Below are 26626 nucleotides of genomic sequence, written 5' to 3' on the forward strand. Positions count from 1 at the left end.
TGATCTCCAGTCTTTGTGGCCGTGGCGGGCGCGAAGGTTCATCCCGGCCGCCTACTCCTCCCGAGAACCAATCCTTCACCATGGCTTGCGGGTGCGATTGAGCCCTGGGAAGCCCAACGGTAAAATCGCCAGCAGAGTGTTCGGGAAGGCTGGGCATCCGGGGGCGACGTCCATGAGCGAATTGCGTGCTGCGACCAGGCAATCCACGGCCAGGACCGGGATCATCGAGTTCGACGGCGCCAGGGGCGTCCTGAGCATCCCCTGCACCATCGCAGACGTCTCTGGCACGGGAGCCCGACTGAAGCTCGACTGGTCGCTGGCGTTTCCAAAAGAGGCCACCCTGATCTTCGCCGATGGCTTGCGCAAGGCCTGCCGCGTCGCCTGGCAGAAGCGGCGGCTGCTCGGCGTCGCCTTTGCCGACGGCATCGCGAGCGCGGACGAGCAGGCCCTCATGATGACCGAGGAGGAGCAGGCTTTGCATAGGCGCCATATTGGCGCCCAGGTCAGAGGCGCGCGCGAGGCGCGTGGCTATACCGAGGCTCAGATCGCCAATCTCGTCGGCGTCTCGCCCGAATTCATCTCACGCGCCGAGAGCGGCGCGATCAGCATCCCCCTCCACCAGCTCACCCACATGGCCGACCTGTTACTGGTCGATCTGGACGGGCTGATTGCTGGTCCCGCCTCGATTGCATCGCCGCCGGTCGAGCCGCGGGCGGATGCCTTTGCCGAGACGCTCCTCCGTTAACCCTTGTCGCAGCACGAGCCTCTGGCGGCATTCTGCTCGCTCGCAAGCACGCTGCGGCTGTTGCGATCCGGCGGGATGTCGCCGGCCGCGTTGGCTGCAAAGAAGCCGGTCGGCTTCAGCGTGAAGCCGGCATATTCGACCGGCATGATCGGAAAATCCTCGGGCTTGCAGATATGGGTGTGGCCGAAGGAGTGCCAAAGTACGAGATCCGTGTTCTCGATGTTACGGTTCTGCGCGGCATAGCGCGGCAAACCGTCGCCGCCGGCATGGTTGTTGGGGTAATCGCCGCTGGCGTACTTTTCCGCCGGATCGAATGCCGTCACCCAGACGTGCTTGGTCGCGAAGCCGCCGCGCTTGCGCACATAGCTACCCTCCTGCGCCAGCATCAGCGGGCTCGGATTGACCACGAGCTTCTAGGCGGGCGCTTGGCCGACCGAATTGGTCTCGTTGGGATTGCTGATCTTCCAGAACCGGCCGGTCTCGCCATTGGCAACGGCCGCGGCGTCGCGCTCGCGCGACAGCACGCGCGTCGTGGTGTCGAACACATTGCCATGCGGATTGTCGCGGCCCCAGGGCCGCGGCACGAACTCGTGCTCGCTCACCGTGTTGCCGCCGCCGTCGAGATCCATGTGCAGGCGCACGTTGAAGAAGTGCTGGTGGGTTGGCCCGCCGAGATTGTCGTCGACCATGCCGCCCCATTTGTACATCTCGCCTGAGGGCACGGCGGCTGTCTGGATGATGCCGGTGAGTTTTGTCTCGAGCTGGATCGTGCCGTCCTGGTAGAGGTACCAATAGAAGCCGTAATCGTAATTTCCGACGGTCGCAAAGAACGAGATGACGAGCCGCCGGGACCTGCGGACCTCGAACAGGCCATTCCGGAACTCGTAGTGTTTCCAGGCAATTCCGTAGTCTTCTTCATGCAGGCAGATGGCATTCTGCATGACGAAGGGTTTTCCGTTGTTATCGGCGGCCGGCACGTCGAAATAGTGGATTGTGCCGAGGCAGTCGCAGCCGAGCTCGAGCACGTTGGCGAGCATGCCAAGCCCATATTCGCCGGCGTCGAACGCCGACTTCCAGAAATGGTTTGCGGTCGGGTCGGCATAGGGCACCACCATTTCGGTGACGCTGGCGCGATGAATCAGCGAACGCTTGCGCGCGCCGTCCTGGTAGGCGAGCTGGTGCAGCACCAGCCCTTCGCGTGGCGTGAAGCCGACGCGAAAACTCCATTTCTGCCAGTCGACCTGCCAGCCGTCGACCTTGAAGCCAGGCCCCTCCGGCTGCACGATATGTAGCGGCTTGATGTCGGGGCGCGGGTTTCGGATTTCATGCGCACCGTAGTTCCGCTTCTTGCGCGGGATCGGGACAACAGGATCCTCGTCGGTGAGGTCGATCACCCTGCCTCCGATCAGGTCGACAACGGCGACCACGCCCTCGATCGGATGCGCATAGCCGTTGTCCTGGAGCTGCTCGCGAAAATAGCTGACGGCGCGCACAATGCGCGCGCCACGCTCGAACTCGTAATCGAAGAACCCTGATGAGAACGGGTCGACCTGCACCAACTCGATGTCCCTGTCGGTGAGCCCGCGCCGATGCATCGCTGCGCGCCATCCCGGGTCGGCCTTCACCACGGCCTCGCACTTGAAGAACTCCTCCAGCATCACCGACGGCTGCCCATAGGGAGCCTCGCGGTTCGGGATGACTTTTCGGACAACGATCTCATTGCGGGCGAGATCGACAACGTGCTCGATCGCCTCGCCCGTCAGCACGTCGAGCGTCAGCACGAAGGCGTGGCGCCGCGTTTCGCCTGCAGTCAGCTGCTGCTTGGTCGGCTCTTCCAGGCGCACCGTCGGGAAGCGGCAGTTTTCGAGCGAGATCGCAGCGGCGCGCACCAGCGTGCAAGCCGCGGTGATCTCCTCGGCGGTCAGGGGATCCAGCGGATGCGGCGTGGCGCGTTGCGCTTGAGATTTGGCGTTCACGGCGTCGAGCATGGTGATGTCCAAACCATCAGCGCGGAGCGAGCTGGGTCGCGATGGCGCGGAAGGCCGCGAACCAGCGCTGATCGATCGGCACGTCCATCGCCTTCGGCTGCGTCGCGAGCTTGACGATCACCGTGTCCGAGTCGAGATCGACATGGAGGTGCTGGCCGTGGATGCCGATTCCGGTCAGCGCGTTGCGCGCCGGATCGATCGTGAACCATTTGCTGCGATAGCGCGCACCCGGGAAGAACTCGGCGAGATCGCCATCGGCCCAGGCCTTGGGGTCGCCGTTCTCTCTGATATCGTCGATCCACCAGCCCGGCACGACCTGCCGCCCCTCAACGACGCCGCGATTGCGCATCATCTCGCCGAATCGCAGCAGATCGCGCGCGGTGACCGAGATGCCGCCGGCGATGCGGCCCATGCCGTGGCTGTCGAGCGTGAGCGAGCCGTCCTCCTCCGCGCCCAAGGGCGGCCAGAGATATTCGGAGAGGATGCGATGGTAGGGCATGCCGCAGGCACGCTCATAGACCCAGCCGAGCACTTCAGTGTTGGTCGAGACGTAGTGGAACACCTTGCCATGCGGCTTGCCGGTGCCGCGGAGCGTGGCGAGATAGGCGCGCTGATGGCTGGGCTCGACGCCTGGCGGCGGCACGTCCCAGCCAGAGGAGAAGCGATAGCGCGCGACATCGCCAGCGGGATCCTCGTAATCCTCCTCGAAGTTGATGGCGACAACCATGTCGAGCAGGTTGCGGACCGTGCAGGTGCCGTAGACCGAGGTCTCGAGTTCCGGCACATAGCGCACCACCCTCGCCTCCGGATCGACCAGGCCACGCCCGGCCAGCACGCCGCCAAGCGTGCCGGCGATCGCCTTGCTGATAGAGCAGATCAGATGCGGCGTGGTCACGCTCATGCCGTCGCCATACCATTCGTGGATCAAGGTGCCCCGATGCATCACCAGCAGCGCGTCTGCGAATGTCTCGCGCAGCGTCGCTTCGATCGTGGTCGCCTGGCCGTCGGGCGCGGTGAAGCCGAGCTTTGCCAGCTCGCGCGGGGCGCTCACTATCTTCGTAGGCTGGGCCGAGCGGCGGACCTCGCCAGTCGGCAGCACCTCACGGGTGTGGGTGAAGCCCCAGCGGATGGCGGGAAAGCTGCGCCAGTTGGCGCGGGTCACCAGGGCCTCAGGCGCGGGCGGGCTGCCACGCATGATTTCGGTCGGTCGCATCTCGATTTCTCCGCAAGGCGGCGCCGTTGCCGGCAATGCCAATGGCAGTGAGCAACACTGCACACAGACCGCGGCGGGCGTTATCGAGATCCGGCAATATTTTGCTGGACAGGGCCCGTGGCCGTGCCAGTCTACTGTGCGAGCTCATGCTCGCAAATTCAGACGTATAGTCATGGCTTTGAGCGAAACTCCTCCGATTCCGGACTCGCCTGTGACCTTGCTTCAGGCGAGCAGCGCCGACGTGGATGAGCACTGCGCCGGCCTCGGTCGCTGGCGGCTGAACTACGACCAGATCAGCGCCGGCGCATTTACCGGCAGTTTCACCCAACTCTCCCTGCCCCGTGTCGATGTGTTCCGCGAGATCACGAGCCAGCAGGTCCGCCAATACGGGCAGTTGGGCGACGATAGCGTCGGCATCGGCCTGCCCTGGCAGGGCGAAGGCGACCTCAATTGCAACGGCACCCATATCGCTGACGCGCAGGTGATCGCCTGCATCGACGCCGAGGTCGATATGTGCACACCGAAAGCGTTCGAGCTCCGAGGCGTGGTCGTCAGCGCGGCGCTGATTGAGGAGCTTGGTGCACGCTTTGATATCGAATTGCCGCGCGCCGCCTGGCATCAGTTGCGCGTGATCGAGATGGCGGAGACTCCGGTCGCGCGGCTACGCGCGCATCTCGCGGCGATCTACCAGACGATCGCCATCGCGCCGGAGCGATTCAACGATCCCGCCGCGCGGCAGGCGCTGGAAGATGCCCTCCTCGTCGTGATCATGGATATGCTGCCGACGGCGCGCCCAACGAATCCCGGCCGCAGCGCTGTGGCGCGCAAGCGTACCGTCGACCGCGCCCGCGCCCTGATGCACGACAGCGCCGACCGTTCGCTCTCGCTGCTCGAGATCTGCAAGGCAGTAGGCGCCAGCCCGCGCAAGCTCAGCTATTGCTTTCAGGAAGTCCTTGGCACCAGCCCGATGCACTATTGGCGCGCCATGCGGCTGAACCGCGTCCGGCGTGATCTCAAGCGCGGCGCCGGAAAGTCGGTCTACGACGTCGCCGTGCAGCACGGCTTCTGGCACTTCAGCCAGTTCTCGCTCGACTACAGGCGTCACTTCTCCGAGCTGCCCTCGGAGACGCTGCGGCGCGCCAGGCCGGCTGCCTGACACGGATCAGCGATGCCGCAGCCGACGATTGACCCGGCGCGCCAGATAATCGCCCGCGCTCTGCACGAGCTGCACCAGCGCGATCAGCACGACGACCACGGCCAGCATCATCTCCGGCATGAAGCGCTGGTAGCCGTAGCGGATGCCGAGATCGCCAAGCCCGCCTCCGCCCACCGCACCGACCATGGCGGAGTAGCCGAGCAGGCTGACGACCGCGAGGGTGAGCGCCAGCAGCAGGCCGGGCAGCGCCTCGGGGATCAGCACCTTGAACACGATCTGGATCGGCGAGGCCCCGAACGAGGACGCGGTCTCGATCAGGCCGCCATCGACCTCGCGGATCGCCCCTTCGACCAAGCGCGCGATGAACGGCGTCGAGGCGATCGTCAGCGGCACGATTGCGGCCGTCGAACCGATCGAGGTGCCTGCAATCAGCCGCGTGAACGGGATGATGGCGACGACGAGAATGATGAAGGGTGTCGAGCGCGTCGCATTCACGATGGCGCCGAGCACGCGGTTGACGAGGGGCGCCGCGAACAGCTCGCCCTTCCGGCTGGTGGCGAGGAACACGCCGAGCGGCAGGCCGATGGCGGTGCCGAGCAGCGCGGCGATACCGACCATGTACAGGCTCTCGAAGGTCGCCTGGACGATCAAATTGATGAGTTCAGGCGACATAGCCGAGACGCTCCGCCGAGATCTGATGTTGAGAGAGCCAGACCAGTGCGCGCGCCGCGGCGCTGTCCCCGCCGGGAATGCCCAGCACCAGAGTGCCGACATGCTGGCCGCCGATCTCGTCGATGCGTGCCGACAGCAGCGAGACGTCGAAGCCGAGCTCGCGGGCCAGCCGCGCGATCAGCGTGTCGCCGGCCCCTGCCCCGCGCACCTGAACGCGGATGACGGCATGGCCGCAAGGCTCCTGCACGATCCGGCTCGCCAGCGAGACCGGCAGGCTGTCGCCGGTCACCTCTGCCAGGAACGACTGCGTGATCGGATGCTTCGGATGGGTGAAGATGTCGGCGACATGGCCGCTCTCGACGACGTGGCCGGCATCGAGCACGACGACGTCCCTGGCGAGCTGGCGCACCACGGACATTTCGTGGGTGATCAGCACGATGGTCACCCCGAGCTCGCGGTTGATATTCGCAAGCAGATCGAGGATCGCGCGGGTGGTCTGAGGGTCGAGCGCGGAGGTCGCCTCGTCCGACAGCAGCACCCTCGGCCGCGTCGCCAGCGCGCGGGCGATGCCGACACGCTGCTTCTGGCCGCCGGAGAGTTCTGATGGATAGCGATCGTGCTTGTCGGCGATGCCGACGAGCGCCAGCAGCTCGGTCACGCGCGCGCGGATCTCGGTCTTGGGCCAGCCGGCGATCTCCAGCGGCAGCGCGATATTGTCGGCCGCGGTGCGCGAGGACAGCAGGTTGAAATGCTGGAAGATCATGCCGATCGAGCGCTGCGCGAGCCGCAACTCTCGCCCCGTGAGCGCCGAGATATCCCTGTTGTCGACAACAACGCGGCCCGTGCTGGGCTTCTCCAATCCATTGATGAGCCGCACAAGGCTCGACTTGCCGGCGCCGGAGCGGCCGATCACGCCGGTAATCGAGCCGCGGGGAATCGCAAAATCGATATTCCGCAAAGCGACCACGCCGGGCTTGCCGCGATAGGCTGGATAGGTCTTCGAGATGTTCTCGAACCGGACCATCACCTCGGGCTGAACCGCGGCGTGCCGGATCTCGACCGGCTCTCCGATCACGAGTGATGGGTGCGCATTCATGGAAAGGGCTTTCATGCACGACATTTTGCGCGCCCGCCCAACAGGCGCACGCGAACCAGGTCGGTATCCAGGCGACGGAGGTTGGAACAAAGGCAGGCGTCCGACGGCCGCGCTGCACTGCACTGCAGCACACTTTCGCCCTTTCCAGTCTTCCTTGCAATGTCAGATATTCGCGGAGGATTGGGCCAAGTTTTCACAATCCCTCCCCAGAGAAGAAAATTCGTCTACCGGGTATCAGCTGCGGCCGGGCTCATCGGACCATGCTCAGCCAGGGCAGCACGACCAGCAACAGCCCGGCGAAATAGAGCACCCCGAAAACCAGGCCAAAGCCCCAGAACTGGCCCTTCCCGATGTAACCGCTGCCGTAATACATCGGCGCCGGACCGGTCGCGTAAGGCGAGATCACGCCCATCAGGCCGAGCGAATACATGCACAGCATGGCCAGCGTCGTCACGGGCAGATCGGGGATGCCGGAGCCGACCGCGAGCACCACCGGCAGAACAGCGGCCGCGTGCGAGGTGATGCTCGAAAAGAAATAGTGGATCCAGAAGAACAGCGCGACCAGCAGGATCATCGCGGTCGACGGCGCGAGCCCGGTGAGCGGTTTTGCGAATTCATTGGCGAACCATCTGATGAAGCCGATCTCGTTCAAACCCGAGGCCAGCGTCAGCAGCGAGGTGAAATAGAAGAATACTTCCCAAGCGCTCTTCTCGCTGACGATGTCGGCAAATTCGATCACGCCCGTGACCAGCATCAGCGAGATGACGATGAACACGACGGTCGTGGCGTTGACGAAGTTGGAGCCGAGGATTGGCACATGGATGTCCGGGCTCGAGCCTGCGATCCACAGGAACATCGCGAGCACGATCAGCGCCAGCATGATCCATTCGTTGCGCGACATCGGGCCCATCGCCGCGAGTTCCTTGGCGGCCCATTCGGAAATTTCAGGGCTGCGCTTCACCTCGGGACGGCAGATCACGTAGCTGAGCAGCGGAACGAGAATCATGAGCAAAATACCGAGCGGCGCGAAGCCGACGAACCACTGGCCCCAGCTCACATCGACGCCAACCGTCTTCTTGGCGATCGCAAGCGCGGCCGCATTCGGCGCCAGCGCCGTGAAGAATAGCGAGCTCGTGATCGCGGTCGCCGCGAACGCGGTCCACATCACGTAGGTGCCGATCTTGCCCGCGGTCGGGCCCGGCTCGGAGCCATAGATGCGCGGGATGTTGCTGATGATGGGATAGACGATGCCGCCGCTGCGCGCTGTGTTGGACGGCGTCGCCGGCGCGAGCAGGAAGTCGGACATCGCGACCGCATAGCCAAGCCCGAGCGTGTTCCGCCCCAGGCGCTGGACCAGCACCAACGCGATGCGCCGGCCGAGCTGGCTCTTGCGATAGCCGATCGAGAACACGAACGCCCCGACAATCAGCCACACCGTGCTCTCGGCAAAGCCCGCCAGCATCCAACGCAGAGATTTGTTGGGATCGGCGTCGATATAGCCACTGATGCCCGCGACCGTGAGCCCGATCAGGCCGACCGCGCCGACCGGCATCGATTCCAGGATCAGCCCGGTGATGACGGCCGCGAACACCGCGAAATAGTGCCACTGGTTGACATTGAGGCCTGCCGGCACCGGCGCCAGGTAGATCGCGAGCCACACCACCAGCGGCGCAACAAGTTTCCAGCGAAAGCCTTTCGCCTCAGATGCCTGCGAACTGGCGGTCATGGGCCCTCCCCCTCAATCGACTGCGAATAGCCCGTTGGCCGGGCCGTTTGTCCCGGCGCGGCGTATACGGATTGTGTGTGCCGCGATCAATGGGCAGGCCGTTTATCGTCCCCTGAACCGCGGCTTGCGGCGACCCAGGAAGGCCTGAAGGCCCTCCTTGTGGTCCTCACTGAGGCTCGCCAGAGCGAATTGGTCGACATCCATATGGCTGGCGAGGTCATCCAGCGCATGCGCGAGCCGATTGACCGTCAGCTTGGTCATGGCGACCGAGAGCGGCGGCTGTGCGGCCACCTTGCGGGCCAGTTCCATGGCGGCATCGAACGCGTAGCCGGGATCGACCACCTGCTCGACCAGGCCCCATTCATAGGCCTCGTCGGCGGAGATGCGATCATCGGCCAGGATCACCGCCTGCTTGGTGCGGGCCGGCCCCATCAGATGCAGCATGCGCGGAATGCTCTGCCAGCTCATGTTCATGCCGAGCCCGATCTCGGGCACCCGAAAATGCGCATCGCTGCCCATCACGCGGAAGTCGAGCGCGACCGCAAGCGCGACACCACCGCCAATGCAAAATCCTTCGATCGCTGCGATGGTGATCTGCTCCATCTCCTGCCAGGCGTGGGTCAGGCGCGGCCCGAGCTTGAGATGCCGCCTGAGCGCGCCGAGATCCATCTCCGTGCGGGATCGGCCTTCCGCGTCCTTCAAATCGAACCCGGCGCTGAACGTGCCCGAATTGCCTGTCAGCACCACAACTGACGTCGCCGCGTCATCCTCGAAGCTGCGCGCCGCCGCAGTGAGCTGGCGCAGCGCCTCCGGCGACATCGCATTGATGCCGTCATGGCGATCGAACCGCACCACGGCGATTCGCCCCTCCGGCCCGAGGCCTTTCTCGATCTTGATGAAGTCCTTCATGGGGAGTCTCCAAGGCTGATTTGACCCGATCGTAGCGCTTAAACGGCGTCACGAATATGGGACTATCCGCGCAGCAACGAATGCTCGACAGGACAGGAGCATTGCGCTTAATCTTTCGGCCATGAGCCACGATCACCATCATCACCACGATCATTCGGAATTGTCGGAGACCGAGCTGCGTGTGCGCGCGCTCGAGACTGTCCTGACCGAAAAAGGTTACGTCGAGCCGGCCGCGCTCGACGCCATCATCCAGGCCTATGAGACCAAGATCGGCCCGCATAATGGCGCGCGCGTCGTCGCCAAGGCCTGGACTGATTCGGCGTTCAAGAACGCGCTGCTGGAGGACGGCAGCAAGGCGATCGGCACGCTCGGGCATGTCAGCCGCGTCGGCGATCATCTCGTCGTGGTCGAGAACACGCCCACGCGTCACAACATGGTCGTGTGCACATTGTGCTCCTGCTATCCTTGGGAAATGCTGGGATTGCCGCCCGTCTGGTACAAGGCCTCACCCTATCGTTCGCGCGCGGTGAAGGATCCGCGCGGCGTGCTCGCCGATTTCGGCGTCAGCCTCCCGAAGGACATGGAGATCCGGGTGTGGGACTCCACCGCCGAGACCCGTTTCCTGGTGCTGCCGATGCGACCGGCGGGCACGGAAGGCTGGAGCGAGGAGCGGCTCGCCGAGCTGGTTACCCGCGACTCCATGATCGGGACCGGCTTTCCCAAGACGCCCGGAGCGCCGTCGTGAACGGCGTCCACGACATGGGCGGCATGGACGGGTTCGGCAAGGTCGAGCCCGAGCCGAACGAGCCGATGTTTCACGAGGCGTGGGAGTCCCGCGTTCTGGCGATGGTGCGCGCGATGGGGGCGGCCGGCGCGTTCAACATCGACACGTCGCGCTACTATCGCGAGACGATCCCGCCGCACGTCTACCTGTCGAGTTCCTATTACAAGAAGTGGTTCCTCGGCCTTGAAGAGATGCTGATCGACAAGGGTTACCTCACCCGCGAGGAGGTCGCTGCCGGCCACGCGATGCAGCCCGGCAAGGCGCTCAAGCACGGCAAGTTCGATCTCGCCAATGTTGAGCGCGTGATGGTGCGCGGCCAATTCGCCCGCCCTGCTCCCGCCGCCGCCAAGTTCAAGATCGGCGATCGCGTCCGCGCGAAGAACATTCATCCGGCCACGCACACGCGGCTGCCGCGCTATGTGCGCGGCCATGTCGGCATTGTCGAGCTGAACCACGGCTGCCACGTCTTTCCTGATACAGCGGCGATGGAGCGCGGCGAGCATCCACAATGGCTTTACACCGTGGTGTTTGAAGGTCGCGATCTCTGGGGCGCAGATGCTGATCCCACCCTCAAGGTCTCGATCGACGCGTTCGAGCCCTATCTGGATCCGGCGTGATGAGCAGCAGCGCGGCTGCCGCCGCGACGGCGGGCATCTCGAGTATTCCGCGCGATGAGGACGGCCCGGTGTTCCGGGCGCCGTGGGAAGCACATGCCTTCGCGATGGCCTTGAGCCTGCACGAGCGGGGCGTGTTTACCTGGCCCGAATGGGCCGCAGCACTGGCCGAAGAGATCAAGCGCGCGCAGGCGGCCGGCGACCCTGATACGGGCGAGACCTACTATCTGCACTGGCTCGCCACGCTGGAGGGCCTCGTCGCGCGCAAGGGTGTCGCGTCGATGGAGACGTTGCATCGCTATCGCGACGCTTGGGACCACGCCGCGGATCGGACACCGCACGGCAAGCCGATCGAGCTGCGGCCGGAGGATTTCGGTTAGGCCCACGCCTCACTCTCGTGTCCCGGACGCGCTATAGCGTGGAACGCTGCTGCGCAGAGCCAGGACCAGAAAGCCACCCAGCACCATTCAGAGACACGTGCCCCGGCTCTGCGGCGTACCGCTGAAGAAGCGCTGCGCCGCGTCCGGGGCACGGAGTATGGCGAGGCAGCTACCTCCCTGCCACAAACTCCCGCCACCCCTTCGCCCGCAAACTGCACGCCGGGCACTCGCCGCAGCCGTAGCCCCAATCGTGCCGCGCGCCGCGTTCGCCGAGATAGCAAGTGTGCGACTGCTCGCGGATGAGATCGACGAGCCCCTCGCCGCCGAGATCGTGCGCGAGCTTCCACGTCGCAGCCTTGTCGATCCACATCAGCGGCGTATGCAATTCGAACTTGCGGGCCATCCCAAGCGAGAGTGCGGTCTGCATCGCACGAATGGTCTCGTCGCGGCAGTCGGGATAGCCGGAATAGTCCGTCTCGCACATGCCGCCGACGATGTGGGTGATGCCACGGCGATATGCGAGTGCCGCCGCAAAGGTCAAGAACACGAGGTTGCGGCCCGGCACAAAGGTGTTCGGCAAGCCGTCGGCGCCCATGGCGATCGCGACGTCACGCGTCAGCGCCGTTTCGGACACGGCGGCCAGCGTCGGGATCGACAGCGTGTGGCTCTCGCCGAGTTTTGCCGCCCAGTCGGGCTGCAAGCTTTTGATGCCGTCGAACAGCCGCTCGCGGCAATCGAGCTCGACGGCGTGCCGTTGTCCGTACGCGAACCCCAACGTTTCCACCCGCGCAAAGCGGCTCAACGCCCAGGCGAGGCAGGTGGTGGAATCCTGACCGCCGGAGAACAGCACCAGCGCCGTTTGTGATGAATATGCGTCGCTCATGGCCCGCGCTTTAGCACCTCCAGGCCCGGCGCGCCAATCGGTGGAAATCGGCCTGTTCCCGCGCGTCCCGCTGGGAACGGCGGCCCGCTTTTGGCATAAGGTTTTGGACCGAGGAGACTGCCCGCCAATGACCCCTTCCCGCGACATTTCCCGCCTGATCGAGATCATGGCGGCACTGCGCACGCCGGTGACTGGCTGTCCCTGGGACCTCGAGCAGAACTTTGCGACGATTGCGCCCTACACGATCGAAGAAGCCTATGAGGTGGTCGACGCCATCGAGCGCGGCGATCTCGACGATCTCCGCGAGGAGCTCGGCGATCTCCTGCTGCAGGTGGTGTTCCACGCCCAGATGGCTTCGGAGCAAAGCGCTTTCGCTTTTGGAGACGTCGTCGAGGCCATCACACGAAAAATGATCCGCCGCCATCCTCATGTCTTCGCCGACAAGGACGGAAATCTCGCTCCCTCGCACGTCAAGGAAGTCTGGGACCGAATCAAGGCCGAGGAGAAAGCCGAGCGCGCCGCGCGCCGGCCGCCTGAGGCAGAGCCGCCGCACAAATCGCTGCTGTCAGGCATCAGGGCCGGCCAGCCTGCGTTGACGCGCGCCATGGAGCTGCAGCGAAAAGCTTCCACCGTCGGCTTCGACTGGAACGACCCGCGCGCCGTGCTGCAAAAGATTCGCGAGGAGGCCGACGAGATCGAAGCGGCACTCGACCGGAACGACAAGCAGGAGATCGCGGAAGAGACCGGCGACCTGATGTTCGCCCTCGTCAACCTCGCCCGCCATGTCGACGCCGATCCGGAAGCCGCACTGCGTGCGACCAATGCGAAGTTCGAGCGGCGGTTTGCTTATATCGAGCGGGCGCTGGAGGCGCAGGGACGCACGCTGGAGCAGGCGTCGCTGGCGGAGATGGACGCGCTGTGGAATGCGGCGAAAGGCGAGACGAAGCCAACGTCAGAGGGACGCAAGGAAACGAGCCGCTGACGCCCAAGTCGTCCTGGCGAAAGCCAGGACGACTATGTGGCGTGGTGCGGCACGGCGTCGAACCTGTTCACCACGATATCCCGCTTGGTCTCGTCCACCCGCACGGTCATGTCGAAGCGGCCGTCGTGCAGTTCTTTCGCCAGCACCTCGGCATTCCGATGCAGCCAGGAGATGCCGGCGCCATCGGCGGCATCGATCGAGAGATCGAGCGTGGTGCGCTTGGCGGCGAGCCGCTCCTCGATCGCGGCGAGCAGTGCATCGATGCCCTCGCCTGAGACGGCCGAGACCAGCATCGCCGGATGATCCTCCGGCCGGCGCGCCGCGATGTTCAGAAGCTCCTCGCGCTTTTCAGGCGCGTAGCGGTCGATCTTGTTCCAGACCTCGATGATGCGGCCTGAGTCATCGGGGTTGATGCCGAGCTGGCGCAGCACGGCGTCGACGTCGCTCTGCTGGGCTTCGGCATCCTCATGCGAGATGTCGCGGACGTGGAGTATGACGTCAGCCTCGAGCACCTCTTCCAGCGTGGCGCGGAAGGCGGCGACGAGCTGGGTCGGCAGGTTGGAGATGAAACCGACCGTGTCGGACAGCATTGCCTTGCCGCCATGCGGCAGGTTGAGCGCGCGCAGGGTCGGATCGAGCGTGGCAAACAGCATGTCGGCGGCCTGCACGTCGGCACGGGTCAGGCGGTTGAACAGCGTTGACTTGCCGGCATTGGTGTACCCGACCAGAGCGACGACGCGATACGGCACGCGCTGGCGGCCGGCGCGATGCAGACGGCGTGTCGCCTGGACCTTCTTCAGTTCGCCCTCGAGCTTGGTGATGCGCTCCTGGATCAGGCGACGGTCGGCCTCGATCTGCGTCTCGCCAGGACCGCCCATGAATCCAAAACCGCCGCGCTGGCGTTCGAGATGGGTCCACGAACGCACCAGGCGCGAGCGCTGGTAGTTGAGATGGGCGAGCTCGACCTGGAGCGAGCCTTCCTTGGTCTTGGCGCGGCGGCCGAAGATTTCGAGAATGAGCCCGGTGCGGTCGAGCACCTTGGCATGCAATTCCTTCTCGAGATTGCGCTGCTGGATCGGCGCCAGCGCACAATCCATCACCACGAGCTCGACATCGAGGGACTTGGCGAGTGCAGCGATCTCCTCGACCTTGCCCTTGCCGATGTAAGTGGCGGGCCGGATCTGGCTGATCGGCGCGATGATCGCATCGGCAATGACGAGATCGATCGCACGCGCGAGGCCTGCGGCTTCATCAAGCCGGGCCTCGGCATTGCGTTGGACATGACTTTCCGATTGCGCGTCGGCATCTGCCGCGCGCCCTCGCAAATAGGGGCCGATGACAAGCACCCGCCCCGTCTGTTTAGCCCCTGCCGACCGCGGACGGTCGGCATCCCCGTCGAAATTCCGGGGTTCCAATCAGAGCACTCTCAAGCCGGCTGATCCTCGCCGCCTTCGAACAGCTGGATCGGTGCACCCGGCATGATGGTCGAGATCGCATGCTTGTAGACGAGCTGCGAATGACCGTCGCGCCGAAGCAGCAAACAGAAATTGTCGAACCAGGTCACGATGCCCTGGAGCTTCACTCCGTTGACCAGAAAGATCGTCAGTGGCGTCTTGGTTTTGCGAACGTGATTGAGGAAGGTGTCCTGTAGGTTTTGTGCGCGGTCTGCCGCCATTGTTTTTTTCTCGCTTTGAGTTTCTTTTTATTGCGCCGGCTGCGGCCCCGTTCTGCAAGTTTGGGGCCTTCATCCGGTTGCCGTCCCTCTGAGATCCCCCTCTAGGGAACAGCAGGTTGATTAGAAGGCAGGCGGACCTATTAGGCAAGCCGGTTCAAGCGGCAGGACGCGCCCTAATTCTCCGAAAAACTACGGAAATCGAGCTTTTTCCCGGATATCGCCCGTGCCCGCAGCGCGCGCGGGCCTCAACCAACGCCCAATGCCTTCAACTTCCGGTGCAGCGCCGAACGTTCCATGCCAACAAACTCGGCCGTACGAGAAATATTTCCTGAAAAACGGCTGATCTGGGCAATCAAATAGTCGCGCTCGAACACTTCACGCGCCTCACGCAGCGGCAGACCCATGATGTGCTCGCCATTGTTGCTGGTCGGCATTGCCGGCACCATCGAGCCCACGTCCTGCGGCAGCATGTCTGCGGTGATGATGACCTCCGGCCCGCCGGCGGCGAGAATCATGACTCGTTCAACGTTGTTGCGGAGCTGGCGCACATTGCCCGGCCACACATGCGATTGCAGCACCGCCATCGCATCCTGGCCGATCTGCCGCTTGGGCAAGCCGCTGCCGGCCGAGATCTGCTCCATGAAATAGTCGATCAGCTCCGGGATGTCCTCGCGCCGCTCCGAGAGCGCAGGTACGCGGATCGGCACCACCGAGAGCCGGTGATAGAGGTCCTCGCGGAAATGGCCGGCCGCGATCTCCTCTTCGAGATTGCGCGCGGTCGAGGAGATGATGCGGACATCGACCTGCACCTTGGCGGTGCCGCCGACGCGCTGGAACGACTGCTCGACCAGCACGCGCAAGATCTTGTTCTGGGTCTCGCGCGGCATGTCCGCGATCTCATCGATGAACAGCGTGCCGCCATGTGCTTCCTCGAGCGCGCCAGGCTTGCGCGGGTGCTCGCCGTTGGACTGCTCGACGCCGAACAGCTCATGCTCCATCCGCTCCGGCGTGATCGCGGCAGCGTTGATGACGACGAAGGGCCCGTCGGCGCGTCCCGAAGCCGTATGCAGCGTGCGCGCGGTCAATTCCTTGCCGGCGCCCGCGGGGCCGACGATCAGGATGCGGCTATTGGCTTTCGCCGCGCGCTCGATGGTCTGGCGCAGCTGGTTCATGCTGGGCGAGCGCCCGACCAGCTGGCTGGCGCTGGGCGCGAGCTGCTTCAGCTCCTTGACCTCGCGCTTGAGCCGCGAGTTCTCCAGCGCCCTGGTCGCGACCAGGATCAGCCGGTCGGCCTTGAACGGCTTTTCAATGAAGTCGTAGGCGCCACGCTTGATCGCGGCGACTGCTGTCTCGATGTTGCCGTGGCCGGAGATCATCACGACAGGCAGATCGGCATTATCCTTCTTGACCTGCTCCAGGAGCTGCAAGCCGTCGAGCTTGGATCCCTGCAGCCAGATGTCGAGGAACACCAGATGCGGCCGGCGGTTGGCGATTTCAGCCAGCGCAGAGTCGCTGTCGCGTGCGGTCCTTGTAACAAACCCCTCGTCTTCGAGGATGCCTGCAACGAGATCCCGAATATCGGCCTCATCATCGACAATCAGAATTTCACTTGCCATGGGTCGCGCCTGTCTTGTCAGCTGCCTGTTGAGGCTTCGATTTTCGGTGAATCATTGGTCTGTGCAGCCGGCTCTTTGGTTTCGGCCGCCGGCTGTTTTGTTTCCCGCGCCGTGACGGCCGGCGCCTGCTCGGCCCCGTCGGCCTTCTTGGCCTGGCCGGAGATCGCAAAGCGCATCCGCATCCAGGCACCGCGCTGGCCCTCGCGGAAGTCGGAGGCGTCCTTCAGCTCGATGCGGCCGCCATGGTCTTCCAGCACGCGGCCAACGATCGCAAGGCCGAGGCCGGTGCCCTTGGCGCGCGTGGTCACATAGGGCTCAAGCAGCCGCGAACGCGCGACCTTGGGCAGGCCGATGCCGTTATCGATGACGTCGATCAGCACGTCCTCGCCCTCACGCGACACCACAACGTCGATCCGGCCCTTTCCCCCGTCCTTGCCGAGCTCTTCCGGCGGGACCTGCTCGATCGCCTCGGTGGCGTTCTTGACGATATTGGTGACCGCCTGCGAGATCAGCCGGCGGTCGAACTGGGCGCGCAGCGGATCTTCCCTGAACACCGCCTCGATATCGAGCTCGGGATGGGCGACCTTCATCAGGAACACGGCCTGCCGCACGGTGTCGGCGACGTCCTCGCCTTCCATCACGGGCTTGGGCATCCGCGCAAAACGCGAGAACTCGTCGACCATGCGCCTGATGTCGTCGACCTGGCGGACGATCGTGTCGGTGCACTGGTCGAAGATCTGTTTGTCCTTGGTCTCGGTGATGTCCTTGCCGAACTTGCGGCGGATGCGTTCGGCCGAGAGCTGGATCGGCGTCAGCGGGTTCTTGATCTCGTGGGCGATACGGCGAGCAACGTCGCCCCAGGCCGAGGTGCGCTGTGCCGAGACCAGCTCGGTGATGTCGTCGAGCGTGATGATGTAGCTGTCGTGCGGCTGGTTTTTCTCGGCGCTGACGCGAACCGACAGATTACGCTCGGTGCCGTCGCGGGTGATCGTGATCTGGCCCTGCACCAGCCGCTGGGTCCCTTCCCGCGACGTCTTCATCATCTCGTCGAGCTCGGGCAGCACGTCGGAGAGCGGATGGCCGAGCGTCTCGGCCTCGGAATGCCCGATCAGCTTCTCGGCGGAACGGTTGAGGATGCCAACGCTGCCCGAGCTATCGACGCCGATGATGCCGGCGCTCGCTGACGACAACACGGCCTCGATGAAACGGCGGCGGCTGTCGATGAGATCGCTGGCATTGACGAGTTCGTCGCGCTGGCTGCGCAGCTCCTGCGTCATCTTGTTGAAGGTCTCGCCCAGCTGGGCGAGGTCGCCTTCCGATTTGTGCACAGGCACCTGGACGTGCAGATCACCCGTGGAGACGGTGTTGGCCGCGTTCATCAATCGCCTGATCGGCGCCACCAGCGAGTTGGCGAAGTTGAGCCCGATCAGCACCGAGGCCATCAAAATGGTCAGCGCGATCACTGCGAACATCAGCGCGAATGCGACCTGGATGCCGAGCTTGCGCGACTCGATCTGCGCGTATTCGGCGACGCTGAGCTCGGTCTGCCTGAGCTGAGCGACGACCCTTGGATCAAGAGGGCGAGCGACGTACAGGAACGTATTGGTAAAGCCTCTGAGCCTGATCACAGCGGCAACGAGATTTTGATCGGGCAAGACCGCGATCTCGGGCTCATTCTCGTTGACGTTCTGAAGAAATTCCGGCGCAGGCGGCGCGAAGGCGAGCGGGACGCCCCCGGTCTCCGCCGACAGGATCGGATTGGCGTCCTTGCCCATGAGCATCGCGCCCGGGAGGTTGCGTGCCGCTGCGCTCGAGGTCAAAAGCTGCAGGAACGACTGCCGATCCTGGTCAAACAACAGCGGAGCGCGCGAGACGTCGTTGGCCATGCCGAGAATGTCGCCGCGAATCACCTGCGCGTGCTCCTGCACATAGGCGCGCGCAATGATCAGCGAATTCTGGATGACCTCCTTGGTCGGTCCCGAGAACAGGCGGTCAAGGCCGCGTTCGATCGTGACATTGGCGACGATGGCCACCAGCACCGCCGGCAGCACGGCAACGATCGAGAACAGACCGACGATCTGGACGTGCAGCCGCGCCGCTGCCCGCCCCCGCCGGCGGGCCTGGATCATCTGCCAGACCTCGCGGACGATGATCCCGATCAGGAGCAGGATGGTGCCTGCATTGATCGCCAGGAAGGAGCTGACGACCTCCGGGGTCGGCTCGATGCTGGTCAGGCCTGTCAAAACCAGGAAGGTCAGGAGCGCCGACAGCAGCGCCAGGGCGACGGCAAACGGGGCCAGCCAGCGTCGCACCGACCAGCGCCGGGGCTCTTCCGCTGGGGCCGTGTCAAAGGATGCGGCCGAGGTATCTGCGCTGGTCATTCCGGCAATGGGGTGCTGAAAACGGATCCGCGATGGGCGGATACTGATGTATTCGTACCACATTGTTGCTGAATTGCGACAATTCCGCGGCGTCCCCGCCGCGGCGGACTGGCACATCCACAGCCAATAGCGGGGCAATTTCTGGTGGCCGGGAACGGAATCCGACCATTCCGGCTTGACCCGACATGGATAGGATCTTTCTCGCCGTCATGGTGTCGGCCGTACTCCTGCTGATCGTGGCCTCTGACCTCCTGGTCAACGGCCCGAGCAGGCAGGAGGAGACGGCGGAGATGGCCAATATTCAGCCGATAGCGGCGCGCCTGATCAGATAGGCGCGACGGGACAATTCATACGTTCCAGCGGAACGTTTCAGCCCTATCAAGACTTCTGCTCACCGCGCCAGCCGCAACGGCCAGCGCGATCCGGACAGGCTCAGCTCCGCTCTGGTAGGGGGAGCTGAGCCACCTCCGCGCAAACGCGGTTTGTTGCGAGGACTAGCCGCCGCTCCTGTAAACTTGGATATCCAGATCCCGGATCTTCTTCCGCAGCGTGTTGCGATTCAGGCCGAGCAGGTCGGCAGCGCGGATCTGGTTGCCGCGGGTGGCGGCCAGCGCGGCGGTGAGCAGCGGCACCTCGATCTCCTTGAGGATGCGGTGATAGAGGCCCGGCGGCGGCACGCCGTTCGGGAAACCCTGGAAGTGCGATGAGAGATAGGCCTCCACCGCGCCGCCGAGATTGTCGACGCCCTGCTGGACCGCGGCGCCCGGGCTGACCGACGGCGGCGCGAGCTCGCCATCGATGACGGACGCCGTGATCACGTCCTGCGGATAGAGCGCGGCGAGACGACGCGCGAGGTTTTCCAGCTCGCGCACGTTGCCCGGCCAGCGATGCTGCTTCAGCCGCTCCAGCGCCAGCGCATCGAGCTTCTTCGGCGGCAATCCGTCCTTCTCGGCGAGCGCGAAGAAGTGCCGCACCAGATCCGGCAAATCCTCGATGCGCTCGCGCAAGGGCGGCAGCCGCAGCGGCACGACGTTGAGACGGAAGAACAGATCTTCACGGAACAGCCCCTGCTGGATCAGGACGCGCAGATCCTTGTTGGAGGCTGCGACGATGCGCACGTCGGTCTTGATCGGGGTACGGCCGCCAACGGTGGTGTATTCGCCCTGCTGCAGCACGCGCAGCAGACGGGTCTGCGCCTCCATCGGCATGTCGCCGATCTCATCCAGGAACAGCGTGCCGCCCTCGGCCTGCTCGAACCGGCCGGAGGCGCGCGTGTTGGCACCGGTGAAGGCGCCGCGCTCGTGGCCGAACAGCTCGGATTCGATGAGATCGCGCGGGATTGCCGCCATGTTGACCGCAACGAACGGACCGTTGCGGCGCTTGCCGTAATCGTGCAGCGCGCGCGCCACCAGCTCCTTGCCGGTGCCGGACTCGCCCGTGATCATCACGGTGAGATCGGTCTGCATCAGGCGCGCGAGCACGCGGTAGATTTCCTGCATCGCCGGTGAGCGGCCGACCAGCGGGATCGCCTCCATCTCGGCGTCCTCGTCCGGCGTTGCCACCCGCTCCTTCGGCTCTGCGAGTGCACGGCCGACGATCGCGATCAGCTCCTTCAGGTCGAAGGGCTTTGGCAGATATTCATAAGCGCCGCGCTCGGAGGCGCGGATCGCCGTCATGAAGGTGTTTTGCGCACTCATGACGATGACGGGCAAATTCGGCCGCATCTTCTTGATCCGCGGCAAGAGGTCGAAGGCGTTTTCGTCCGGCATCACCACGTCGGTGATGACCAGATCGCCCTCCCCCTGGCTGACCCAGCGCCACAGCGTCGCGGCGTTGCCGGTCAGCCTGACTTCATACCCGGCCCGGGAAAGTGCCTGGTTGAGAACCGTGCGGATGGCGGTGTCGTCATCAGCTACGAGAATGCTACCTGCGGGCATTGTTAATCCTCATTTTGCCCCCTGTGATGCAGACGACGACTTCCCGGCAGAGCCGTCGCGACTGCTGTGATCGGCGTGTTTGACCGATGTTGAGTACATCGGCATCAGCACGCGGAAAGTGGTCTTGCGCGGCTGAGACTCGCATTCGATGATGCCCCCGTGATCGCCGACGATCTTGGCGACCAAAGCAAGACCGAGGCCAGAGCCGGTCTGCTTGGTGGTCACGAAGGGGTCGAACAAATTGGGCAGAAGATCGTCCGGCACGCCTGGTCCATTGTCCCTCACGCAGAACTCCAGCGGCAGGGATACCCGGGATTTTTGACCGGGGACTGACAGGCGCACGCCGGGGCGGAATGCGGTGGTGAGCTGGATCTCGGCGTCGGGAACGTCGATCAGCGCCTCGGCGGCGTTCTTCACCAGATTGAGGAAGACCTGGATCAGCTGATCCTGGTTCGCCAGCACCGGCGGCAGCGAGGGATCGTAGTCCTCGATGAAGCGGATGTTGCGGGCGAAGCCCGACTGCGCCAGCCGCTTCACATGATCGAGCACCGAGTGGATGTTGACGGGGCCGCGCACCACCGGCCGTTCGTCCCCGAACACCTCCATGCGGTCGACCAGCGTGACGATGCGGTCGGCCTCGTCGCAGATCAGGCGGGTCAGCATGCGGTCTTCGGACGATGCCTGCTGCTCCAGCAGCTGCGCCGCGCCGCGGATGCCCGAAAGCGGGTTCTTGATCTCGTGCGCCAGCATCGCGGCGAGCGCGATCACCGAGCGCGCGGCGCTGCGATGGGTGAGCTGGCGATCCATCTTGTCGGCGATGGAGCGCTCCTGGAGCATAACCACGATATGGCCGGGCCGCTCGGTCAGCGGCGCGACATGCAGATCGACCTGGCGGTCACCGCCCATGCGCGGCGTGCCGAGATCGACCTTGTATTCGTTCACGGGCGAGTTCGACGAGCGCACCTGGTCGATCAGCGCCAGCAAGGGGCTGCCGAACGGCACCAGCTCCTTCAGCGACTGTCGCTTCAAGAACTGTGTCGAGATGTCGAAGAAGGCTTCGGTCGCGATATTGGCGGCGATGATCTTGCCGTCCGGCCCGATCATCAGCACGGGATTGGGCAACGCATCGAGAATCGCGTCGCTGTCGGACGGCTTGAGATGGTCAGCGGCCGAGGTCATGCAGCAGCGCTCCATGCGAAATCGTCGAAGGCATCCTGCAGCGACTTGTGAACGAGATTCGGATCCTCGGAGGTCAGGATCTTCCGGCGCCAGCCCTTCAGCGTCTCGATCGGCGCACCGCTCGCTGCCGCTGCAACGTCGAGCGCCCAGCCGAGATGCTTTCGCGCATGCTTGAGGCCGACCCGCAAGCCGTAGAGTGCGCAGACGCCTTCATAGAGCGTGCGGACATAATGAAGTTGCTTTTCAAGCGACGGCGTGGCTTCAGCCGCCCCGCCGGTGAGACGGCGGCCGATCTCGCCAGGAAGCCAGGGCTGGCCCTGCGCGCCGCGGCCGATCATCACGGCATCCGCCCCGGAGGCATCGAGCGCCGCGAGCGCCGTCTCGTAGCTGGTGATATCGCCATTGACGACGAGCGGAATGGAGATGGCTTCGCGCACGGCACGGATCGCATCCCAATCGGCCTGGCCCTTGTAGAATTGGCAGCGGGTTCGGCCGTGGACCGTGACGAGTTTGACGCCGGCGGCCTCGGCACGACGGGCCAGTTCCGGTGCGTTGCGGCTGCGGTCGTCCCAGCCGAGCCGCATCTTCAGCGTCACCGGAACCTTTACCGCGGCGATCGTGGCCTCGATCAGGCTGACGGCGTGATCGAGATCGCGCATCAGGGCCGAGCCCGACTGGCCGCCGGTGACATGGCGGGCCGGACAGCCCATGTTGATGTCGATGATGTCGGCGCCCTCGGCCTCGGCGATCCGGGCGCCTTCCGCCATCCAACGCGCTTCGCAGCCGGCGAGCTGGACTACATGCGGCCCGACCCCGGTCGCCTCGCAGCGCAGCCGCGACATGCGGTGGCCGCTGGCGAGTTCATCGCTGGCAGTCATTTCAGAGACGACCAGACCCGCCCCCAGCTCGGCGGCGAGCTTGCGGACGGGCGAGTCGGTCACGCCCGACATCGGTGCCAGGAAGACCGGGGTGGCGACCTCAATATCGCCTATCTTCAAGGACTTAGAGCCTGATACTGCCGAGCCGGTCACTGGGGTCTCGTTGCGTGGGCAGCGCCCCATCGCGCCTGCCATGGTTTATCTTGCGCACAATTCTTGTGCAGTCAAGCGTCATGCCTACAGTTTAGACAGTTCTGCAAAGCTTTCAAGTGCAGTGCAGCAAAATGCTTGACGCCACAATCCCGGGAAACCCCTTTTTTTGCGGGCCTGCCGTGCTAGAGGCATGCCGGCAATCACCCCGCGCCTGACGCATCCCTTAACAGTCGAATATTTGAGTCCTATGGCGAAATCACAGCGCACTGCAGTCGTCCTTGTCGCGGCCGGACGTGGCCTGCGTGCAGGCGCCGGTGGTCCCAAGCAATATCGAGAGATCGGCGGCGTACCGGTGATCTACCGCGCGATGGAAGCCTTTAGCACCCACCCCGAAATCTTCGCCGTGCAGCCGGTGGTGAATCCCGATGACAGCGCCATGTTCACGGCGGCGGTCGCAGGTCTCAAGCACGAGGCGCCGACCAATGGCGGCGCGACCCGCCAGGCTTCGGTGCTCGCTGGCCTCGAAGCGCTGGCCAGGCACGAACCTGACATCGTCCTGATTCACGACGCCGCCCGTCCCTTCGTCTCTTCAGGCGTGATCTCGCGTGCGATCGAGGCGGCAGGCCGGACTGGCGCTGCGATCCCGGTCGTCCCGGTCACAGACACGATCAAGATCACCAGCGCGAGCGGCGATGTCGAGGACACGCCGGACCGCGCGCGTTTGCGAATTGCGCAGACGCCGCAATCCTTTCGTTTCGACGTCATCCTCGAAGCGCATCGTCGCGCGGCCAAGGACGGACGAAGCGATTTCACCGATGATGCCGCAATCGCCGAATGGGCGGGATTGACGGTTGCGACCTTTGAAGGCGATGTTGCCAATATGAAGCTCACCACTCCCGAAGATTTCGTGCGCGAGGAAGCGCGCCTGGCCAGCCTGCTCGGCGACATCAGGACCGGCACCGGCTACGACGTGCATGCCTTCGGCGAAGGCGATCATCTCATGCTCTGCGGCGTGCGCGTGCCGCACACCAGGGGCTTTCTCGCCCATTCCGACGGCGACGTCGGCTTGCATGCGCTGGTCGATGCCATCCTCGGCGCGCTCGCGGACGGGGACATCGGCTCGCACTTCCCGCCGAGCGATGCGACGTGGAAGGGCGCCTCCTCCGACCAGTTCCTGAAATACGCCATCGAGCGCGTCACGGCGCGCGGCGGCCGCATCGCCAATCTCGAGGTCACCATGATCTGCGAGCGGCCGAAGATCGGCCCGCTCCGTGACGCCATGCGCGCGCGCATCGCCGAGATCTCCGGCGTCGACATCTCCCGCGTCGCCGTGAAAGCGACGACCAGCGAGCGGCTCGGCTTCACGGGCCGCGAGGAAGGCATCGCGGCTACCGCGAGCGCCACCATTCGTCTTCCCTGGGGCGCGTAAGGCCATGGGCGGCAGCGACGCACGCGCCCTCTCCCGCTCGCTGCTCGATCTGTGCCGAATGCGCAAGCTGACGATCGCGACCGCCGAGTCCTGCACCGGTGGCCTCGTCGCCGGCGCGCTGACCGACATCCCCGGCTCGTCTGACGTGATCGACCGCGGCTTCGTCACCTATTCCAACGAGGCCAAGCGCGCGATGCTCGGCGTCGAGGCCTCAACGCTCGCTAATTTCGGCGCCGTCAGCAAGGAAACCGCAACCGCCATGGCGGTCGGCGCGCTCGAGCGCGCCGATGTCGATCTTGCCGTTGCCATCACCGGCATCGCCGGCCCCGGCGGCGCGACCCCGGGGAAGCCGGTCGGTCTCGTCCATTTTGCCGCCGCAACGCGCGATGGCCGCATCATCCATCGCGAGCAGCGCTTTGGCGCGATCGGCCGGAGCGCCGTGCGCGCCCGTTCAGTAGTCGAAGCGCTGCGCATGCTGATGGAGCTCGCCCGCGGCCCGCAAGCCGCGGCCAAGCCGCGCCGCCCCGCTGCGGCGACGAGGCTTCGTCCGCGCGTGACACGTTCGCCGCGACGGCACGCCGTGAAGCGCAGGCCGCCGCGGTCGCCGCGCGGCTAACTCCAATCATGCTGCCGCCAGCAGCGCACTCGCATGATGGAGAATGCATTGCTTGACCGCGTCGGCCTCGGACGGCTTCGCCTTCGCGCTGACCGTCAATTCCAGAATCGGTGACGCGGGATTGGCGAGGCTACAAGAGCTTGCGCTGACCGACAGGCAAAACACCCAATCGGCGGGTCAATTCCCGCACGCGAAAATATTCCGCTTTACCGAATTTCCGATTTACAGTAGAAGCCTCCCACCTCACCCCGGTCAGAGGGGCGTATCGCGATCGTCACGAACGTGGGGTGGGCCGTGGTGGACGCCGACTGCATCGGCGCGAATGGCATTGCGGGGCGGGAGACCGTGAGCGAGAGCCAGGCGCGCGTACGACAGGTGCGGTCAGCGTACGGCAAAACCGTGTCGTCCTGACGCCCGGGGTCTGTGCGTCAAGTCTTGCGGTGATGCGTTGGACCCAACCGGGCCCGCGCATCAGCCATCTGCAAGGCGACGGGGGCAATAGTGCATCGCTCCCCGGGGAGAGCGCGGCATAAGCCGTAAACCCACTGCGCAGGGAAGGCCGGGTTGTTTCCGGCTTCACCTGTATGCCGCTGTGCAGCCTCTTGTAGCGCAACCTTCGCACAGTGGACCGCGGGTGCCAGCCGGCACCCGGTCTTCCCTGCGCCCTCTGACTTCAGAGGGTGACACAGCGACGCAACACTCGGGCAGGAACTGCCGCGAGACCGCAGCGTCATGTCCAGCTTCCAAGAAGCCTGCGAGGCTGTTGATTCGATTGCGATCGCAATGCAGACATCGCAATCACGTTCCTGTGCGACCTTGCGTATGAAAATATTGGCGCGCAATACTGTCGCTGCACGTTGTGGTCCGGAATCAACCGGGCCAGCATTGTGGAGGTCGACGGACGTGTTCGCTCGCGCCGCGGCTACGGCCGTCGTGATGATCACCTTGGCCGCGATCGATGGTGCGGCCGCACAAATCGCCAACCAACCGCCGGATACGATGGCGGCGCGAGTGGAGGCGTGCACGCCTTGTCACGGCAACAAGGGCGAAGGCACCAGCGATGTTTATTTCCCGCGCCTTGCGGGCAAGCCAGCCGGCTATCTCTACAATCAGCTGCTCGCTTTCAAGAGTGGCCGGCGGAAGTACCCGCCGATGAATTATCTGCTCGAGTTCCTGACCGAGCCGTATTTGCAGCAAATGGCGGACTATTTCGCCGATCAGCATCCGCCTTTGCCGCCCGTCGCAGCGAATGATGCGAGTCAGGAGGTGCTGCAGCGCGGCCAGTTGCTGGTGTCGCGCGGCGATCCTCAGCGTCAGATCCCGGCGTGCGGGAGCTGCCACGGACCAGCCTTGACGGGAATGGAGCCGGGAATTCCGGGCCTGCTCGGACTGCGGCCGAACTACATCAGCGCGCAATTGGGAGCGTGGCGCTATGGCACCCGCACCGCAAAGGCGCCGGACTGCATGCAGCAGGTTGCCGCCCGGCTGACCGAGGAGGACGTCACGGCGGTCGCGGCATGGCTCGCAAGCCGTCAGGCCCCGGTGAATCTTGCTCCGGTGCCCAAGGGCACCTACGTGCTGCCATTCGCCTGCGGCAGTGAAGGGGATTGAGCA

At 64.7% G+C, this 26626-nt stretch carries 23 protein-coding genes and 1 pseudogene; 10 read left to right on the forward strand and 14 right to left on the reverse strand.

The window, feature by feature from the left end; all coding sequences use genetic code 11:
* Positions 1-172 precede the first annotated feature (172 nt).
* The gene (locus XH88_RS28515; RefSeq protein ID WP_271671548.1) at positions 173-745 is read left to right on the forward strand and encodes a helix-turn-helix domain-containing protein; all 573 of its coding nucleotides are present in this window, start codon (positions 173-175) and stop codon (positions 743-745) included.
* Here XH88_RS28515 and XH88_RS28520 read toward each other — a convergent pair.
* Together XH88_RS28520 and XH88_RS28525 are read right to left on the reverse strand one after the other, a co-directional pair.
* Positions 742-2733, reverse strand: a pseudogene (locus XH88_RS28520) (primary-amine oxidase). The gene XH88_RS28515 and the pseudogene XH88_RS28520 overlap by 4 nt on opposite strands.
* Before the next feature lie 16 nt (positions 2734-2749).
* A complete protein-coding gene (locus XH88_RS28525) occupies positions 2750-3946 on the reverse strand; it encodes a serine hydrolase domain-containing protein (protein WP_271671549.1) in 1197 nt (398 codons plus the stop codon).
* A 172-nt stretch (positions 3947-4118) separates the two neighbouring features.
* Between XH88_RS28525 and XH88_RS28530 the strand changes: the two genes are divergently transcribed.
* Positions 4119-5102 carry a helix-turn-helix domain-containing protein gene (locus tag XH88_RS28530; RefSeq protein WP_271671550.1) on the forward strand — a complete coding sequence of 328 codons (984 nt, stop codon included), beginning with the start codon at positions 4119-4121 and terminating at the stop codon, positions 5100-5102.
* A gap of 6 nt (positions 5103-5108) precedes the next feature.
* On the opposite strand, the gene XH88_RS28535 is transcribed toward XH88_RS28530, so the two are convergent.
* The 4 genes from XH88_RS28535 to XH88_RS28550 form a co-directional block, all read right to left on the reverse strand.
* Positions 5109-5774 (reverse strand): methionine ABC transporter permease, encoded by a 666-nt coding sequence (locus XH88_RS28535; protein WP_271671551.1) that lies wholly within the window; start codon positions 5772-5774, stop codon positions 5109-5111.
* Positions 5764-6885 (reverse strand): methionine ABC transporter ATP-binding protein, encoded by a 1122-nt coding sequence (locus tag XH88_RS28540; RefSeq protein WP_271671552.1) that lies wholly within the window; start codon positions 6883-6885, stop codon positions 5764-5766. The genes XH88_RS28535 and XH88_RS28540 overlap by 11 nt, the downstream gene beginning before the upstream one ends.
* A 235-nt stretch (positions 6886-7120) precedes the next feature.
* Positions 7121-8596 carry a DASS family sodium-coupled anion symporter gene (locus tag XH88_RS28545; RefSeq protein WP_271671553.1) on the reverse strand — a complete coding sequence of 492 codons (1476 nt, stop codon included), beginning with the start codon at positions 8594-8596 and terminating at the stop codon, positions 7121-7123.
* Between the two features lie 102 nt (positions 8597-8698).
* A complete protein-coding gene (locus tag XH88_RS28550) occupies positions 8699-9505 on the reverse strand; it encodes an enoyl-CoA hydratase/isomerase family protein (RefSeq protein WP_271671554.1) in 807 nt (268 codons plus the stop codon).
* A gap of 121 nt (positions 9506-9626) precedes the next feature.
* On the opposite strand from XH88_RS28550, the gene nthA reads away from it, so the two are divergent.
* The 3 genes from nthA to XH88_RS28565 are packed head-to-tail and all read left to right on the forward strand — an operon-like array spanning position 9627 to position 11283.
* Complete coding sequence (gene nthA / locus XH88_RS28555; protein WP_271671555.1) at positions 9627-10250, forward strand: nitrile hydratase subunit alpha; 624 nt, start codon at positions 9627-9629, stop codon at positions 10248-10250.
* The gene (gene nthB, locus XH88_RS28560) at positions 10247-10906 is read left to right on the forward strand and encodes a nitrile hydratase subunit beta (RefSeq protein WP_271671556.1); all 660 of its coding nucleotides are present in this window, start codon (positions 10247-10249) and stop codon (positions 10904-10906) included. Before nthA ends, nthB begins: the two co-directional genes overlap by 4 nt.
* A complete protein-coding gene (locus tag XH88_RS28565) occupies positions 10906-11283 on the forward strand; it encodes a nitrile hydratase accessory protein (protein WP_271671557.1) in 378 nt (125 codons plus the stop codon). The genes nthB and XH88_RS28565 overlap by 1 nt, the downstream gene beginning before the upstream one ends.
* A 169-nt stretch (positions 11284-11452) precedes the next feature.
* Here XH88_RS28565 and queC read toward each other — a convergent pair whose 3' ends face one another.
* Positions 11453-12166, reverse strand: a complete 714-nt coding sequence (gene queC, locus XH88_RS28570) for a 7-cyano-7-deazaguanine synthase QueC (RefSeq protein ID WP_271671558.1) — start codon at positions 12164-12166, stop codon at positions 11453-11455.
* 127 nt (positions 12167-12293) lie between these two features.
* Between queC and mazG the strand changes: the two genes are divergently transcribed.
* Complete coding sequence (gene mazG, locus XH88_RS28575) at positions 12294-13148, forward strand: nucleoside triphosphate pyrophosphohydrolase (RefSeq protein ID WP_271671559.1); 855 nt, start codon at positions 12294-12296, stop codon at positions 13146-13148.
* Positions 13149-13180: 32 nt separating this feature from the next.
* On the opposite strand, the gene hflX is transcribed toward mazG, so the two are convergent.
* The 4 genes from hflX to XH88_RS28595 form a co-directional block, all read right to left on the reverse strand.
* The gene (hflX, locus tag XH88_RS28580) at positions 13181-14563 is read right to left on the reverse strand and encodes a GTPase HflX (RefSeq protein WP_271671560.1); all 1383 of its coding nucleotides are present in this window, start codon (positions 14561-14563) and stop codon (positions 13181-13183) included.
* Positions 14564-14574: 11 nt separating this feature from the next.
* Positions 14575-14823: an RNA chaperone Hfq gene (gene hfq, locus XH88_RS28585; RefSeq protein ID WP_007591126.1), complete on the reverse strand. Its 249-nt coding sequence runs from the start codon at positions 14821-14823 to the stop codon at positions 14575-14577.
* 245 nt (positions 14824-15068) lie between these two features.
* Positions 15069-16439, reverse strand: a complete 1371-nt coding sequence (gene ntrX, locus XH88_RS28590) for a nitrogen assimilation response regulator NtrX (protein ID WP_271671561.1) — start codon at positions 16437-16439, stop codon at positions 15069-15071.
* A gap of 17 nt (positions 16440-16456) precedes the next feature.
* The gene (locus tag XH88_RS28595; protein ID WP_271671562.1) at positions 16457-18820 is read right to left on the reverse strand and encodes a sensor histidine kinase NtrY-like; all 2364 of its coding nucleotides are present in this window, start codon (positions 18818-18820) and stop codon (positions 16457-16459) included.
* A 185-nt stretch (positions 18821-19005) separates the two neighbouring features.
* Here XH88_RS28595 and XH88_RS28600 point away from each other — a divergent pair, with 185 nt between their 5' ends.
* Entirely contained in the window at positions 19006-19152 is a 147-nt protein-coding gene (locus XH88_RS28600; protein WP_271671563.1) for a hypothetical protein, read from the forward strand.
* 162 nt (positions 19153-19314) lie between these two features.
* Here the strand turns inward: XH88_RS28600 and ntrC are convergent, their stop codons facing one another.
* The 3 genes from ntrC to dusB are packed head-to-tail and all read right to left on the reverse strand — an operon-like array spanning position 19315 to position 22934.
* Positions 19315-20757, reverse strand: coding sequence for a nitrogen regulation protein NR(I) (gene ntrC, locus XH88_RS28605; protein WP_271671564.1), 1443 nt, complete (start codon positions 20755-20757; stop codon positions 19315-19317).
* A 9-nt stretch (positions 20758-20766) separates the two neighbouring features.
* Positions 20767-21936 (reverse strand): two-component system sensor histidine kinase NtrB, encoded by a 1170-nt coding sequence (locus tag XH88_RS28610; RefSeq protein ID WP_271671565.1) that lies wholly within the window; start codon positions 21934-21936, stop codon positions 20767-20769.
* Positions 21933-22934 carry a tRNA dihydrouridine synthase DusB gene (gene dusB / locus XH88_RS28615; RefSeq protein WP_271671566.1) on the reverse strand — a complete coding sequence of 334 codons (1002 nt, stop codon included), beginning with the start codon at positions 22932-22934 and terminating at the stop codon, positions 21933-21935. The genes XH88_RS28610 and dusB overlap by 4 nt, the downstream gene beginning before the upstream one ends.
* 280 nt (positions 22935-23214) lie before the next feature.
* Here dusB and XH88_RS28620 point away from each other — a divergent pair, with 280 nt between their 5' ends.
* From XH88_RS28620 to XH88_RS28630, 3 genes are all read left to right on the forward strand, one after another.
* Positions 23215-24396 (forward strand): bifunctional 2-C-methyl-D-erythritol 4-phosphate cytidylyltransferase/2-C-methyl-D-erythritol 2,4-cyclodiphosphate synthase, encoded by a 1182-nt coding sequence (locus XH88_RS28620; RefSeq protein ID WP_271671567.1) that lies wholly within the window; start codon positions 23215-23217, stop codon positions 24394-24396.
* Between the two features lie 4 nt (positions 24397-24400).
* Entirely contained in the window at positions 24401-25012 is a 612-nt protein-coding gene (locus XH88_RS28625; RefSeq protein WP_271671568.1) for a CinA family protein, read from the forward strand.
* A gap of 903 nt (positions 25013-25915) precedes the next feature.
* Entirely contained in the window at positions 25916-26623 is a 708-nt protein-coding gene (locus tag XH88_RS28630; protein WP_271671569.1) for a c-type cytochrome, read from the forward strand.
* The last annotated feature ends 3 nt before the right edge of the window (positions 26624-26626 follow it).

The sequence above is a fragment of the Bradyrhizobium sp. CCBAU 51627 genome (assembly GCF_028128765.1).
In the GTDB taxonomy this organism is placed as follows: domain Bacteria; phylum Pseudomonadota; class Alphaproteobacteria; order Rhizobiales; family Xanthobacteraceae; genus Bradyrhizobium.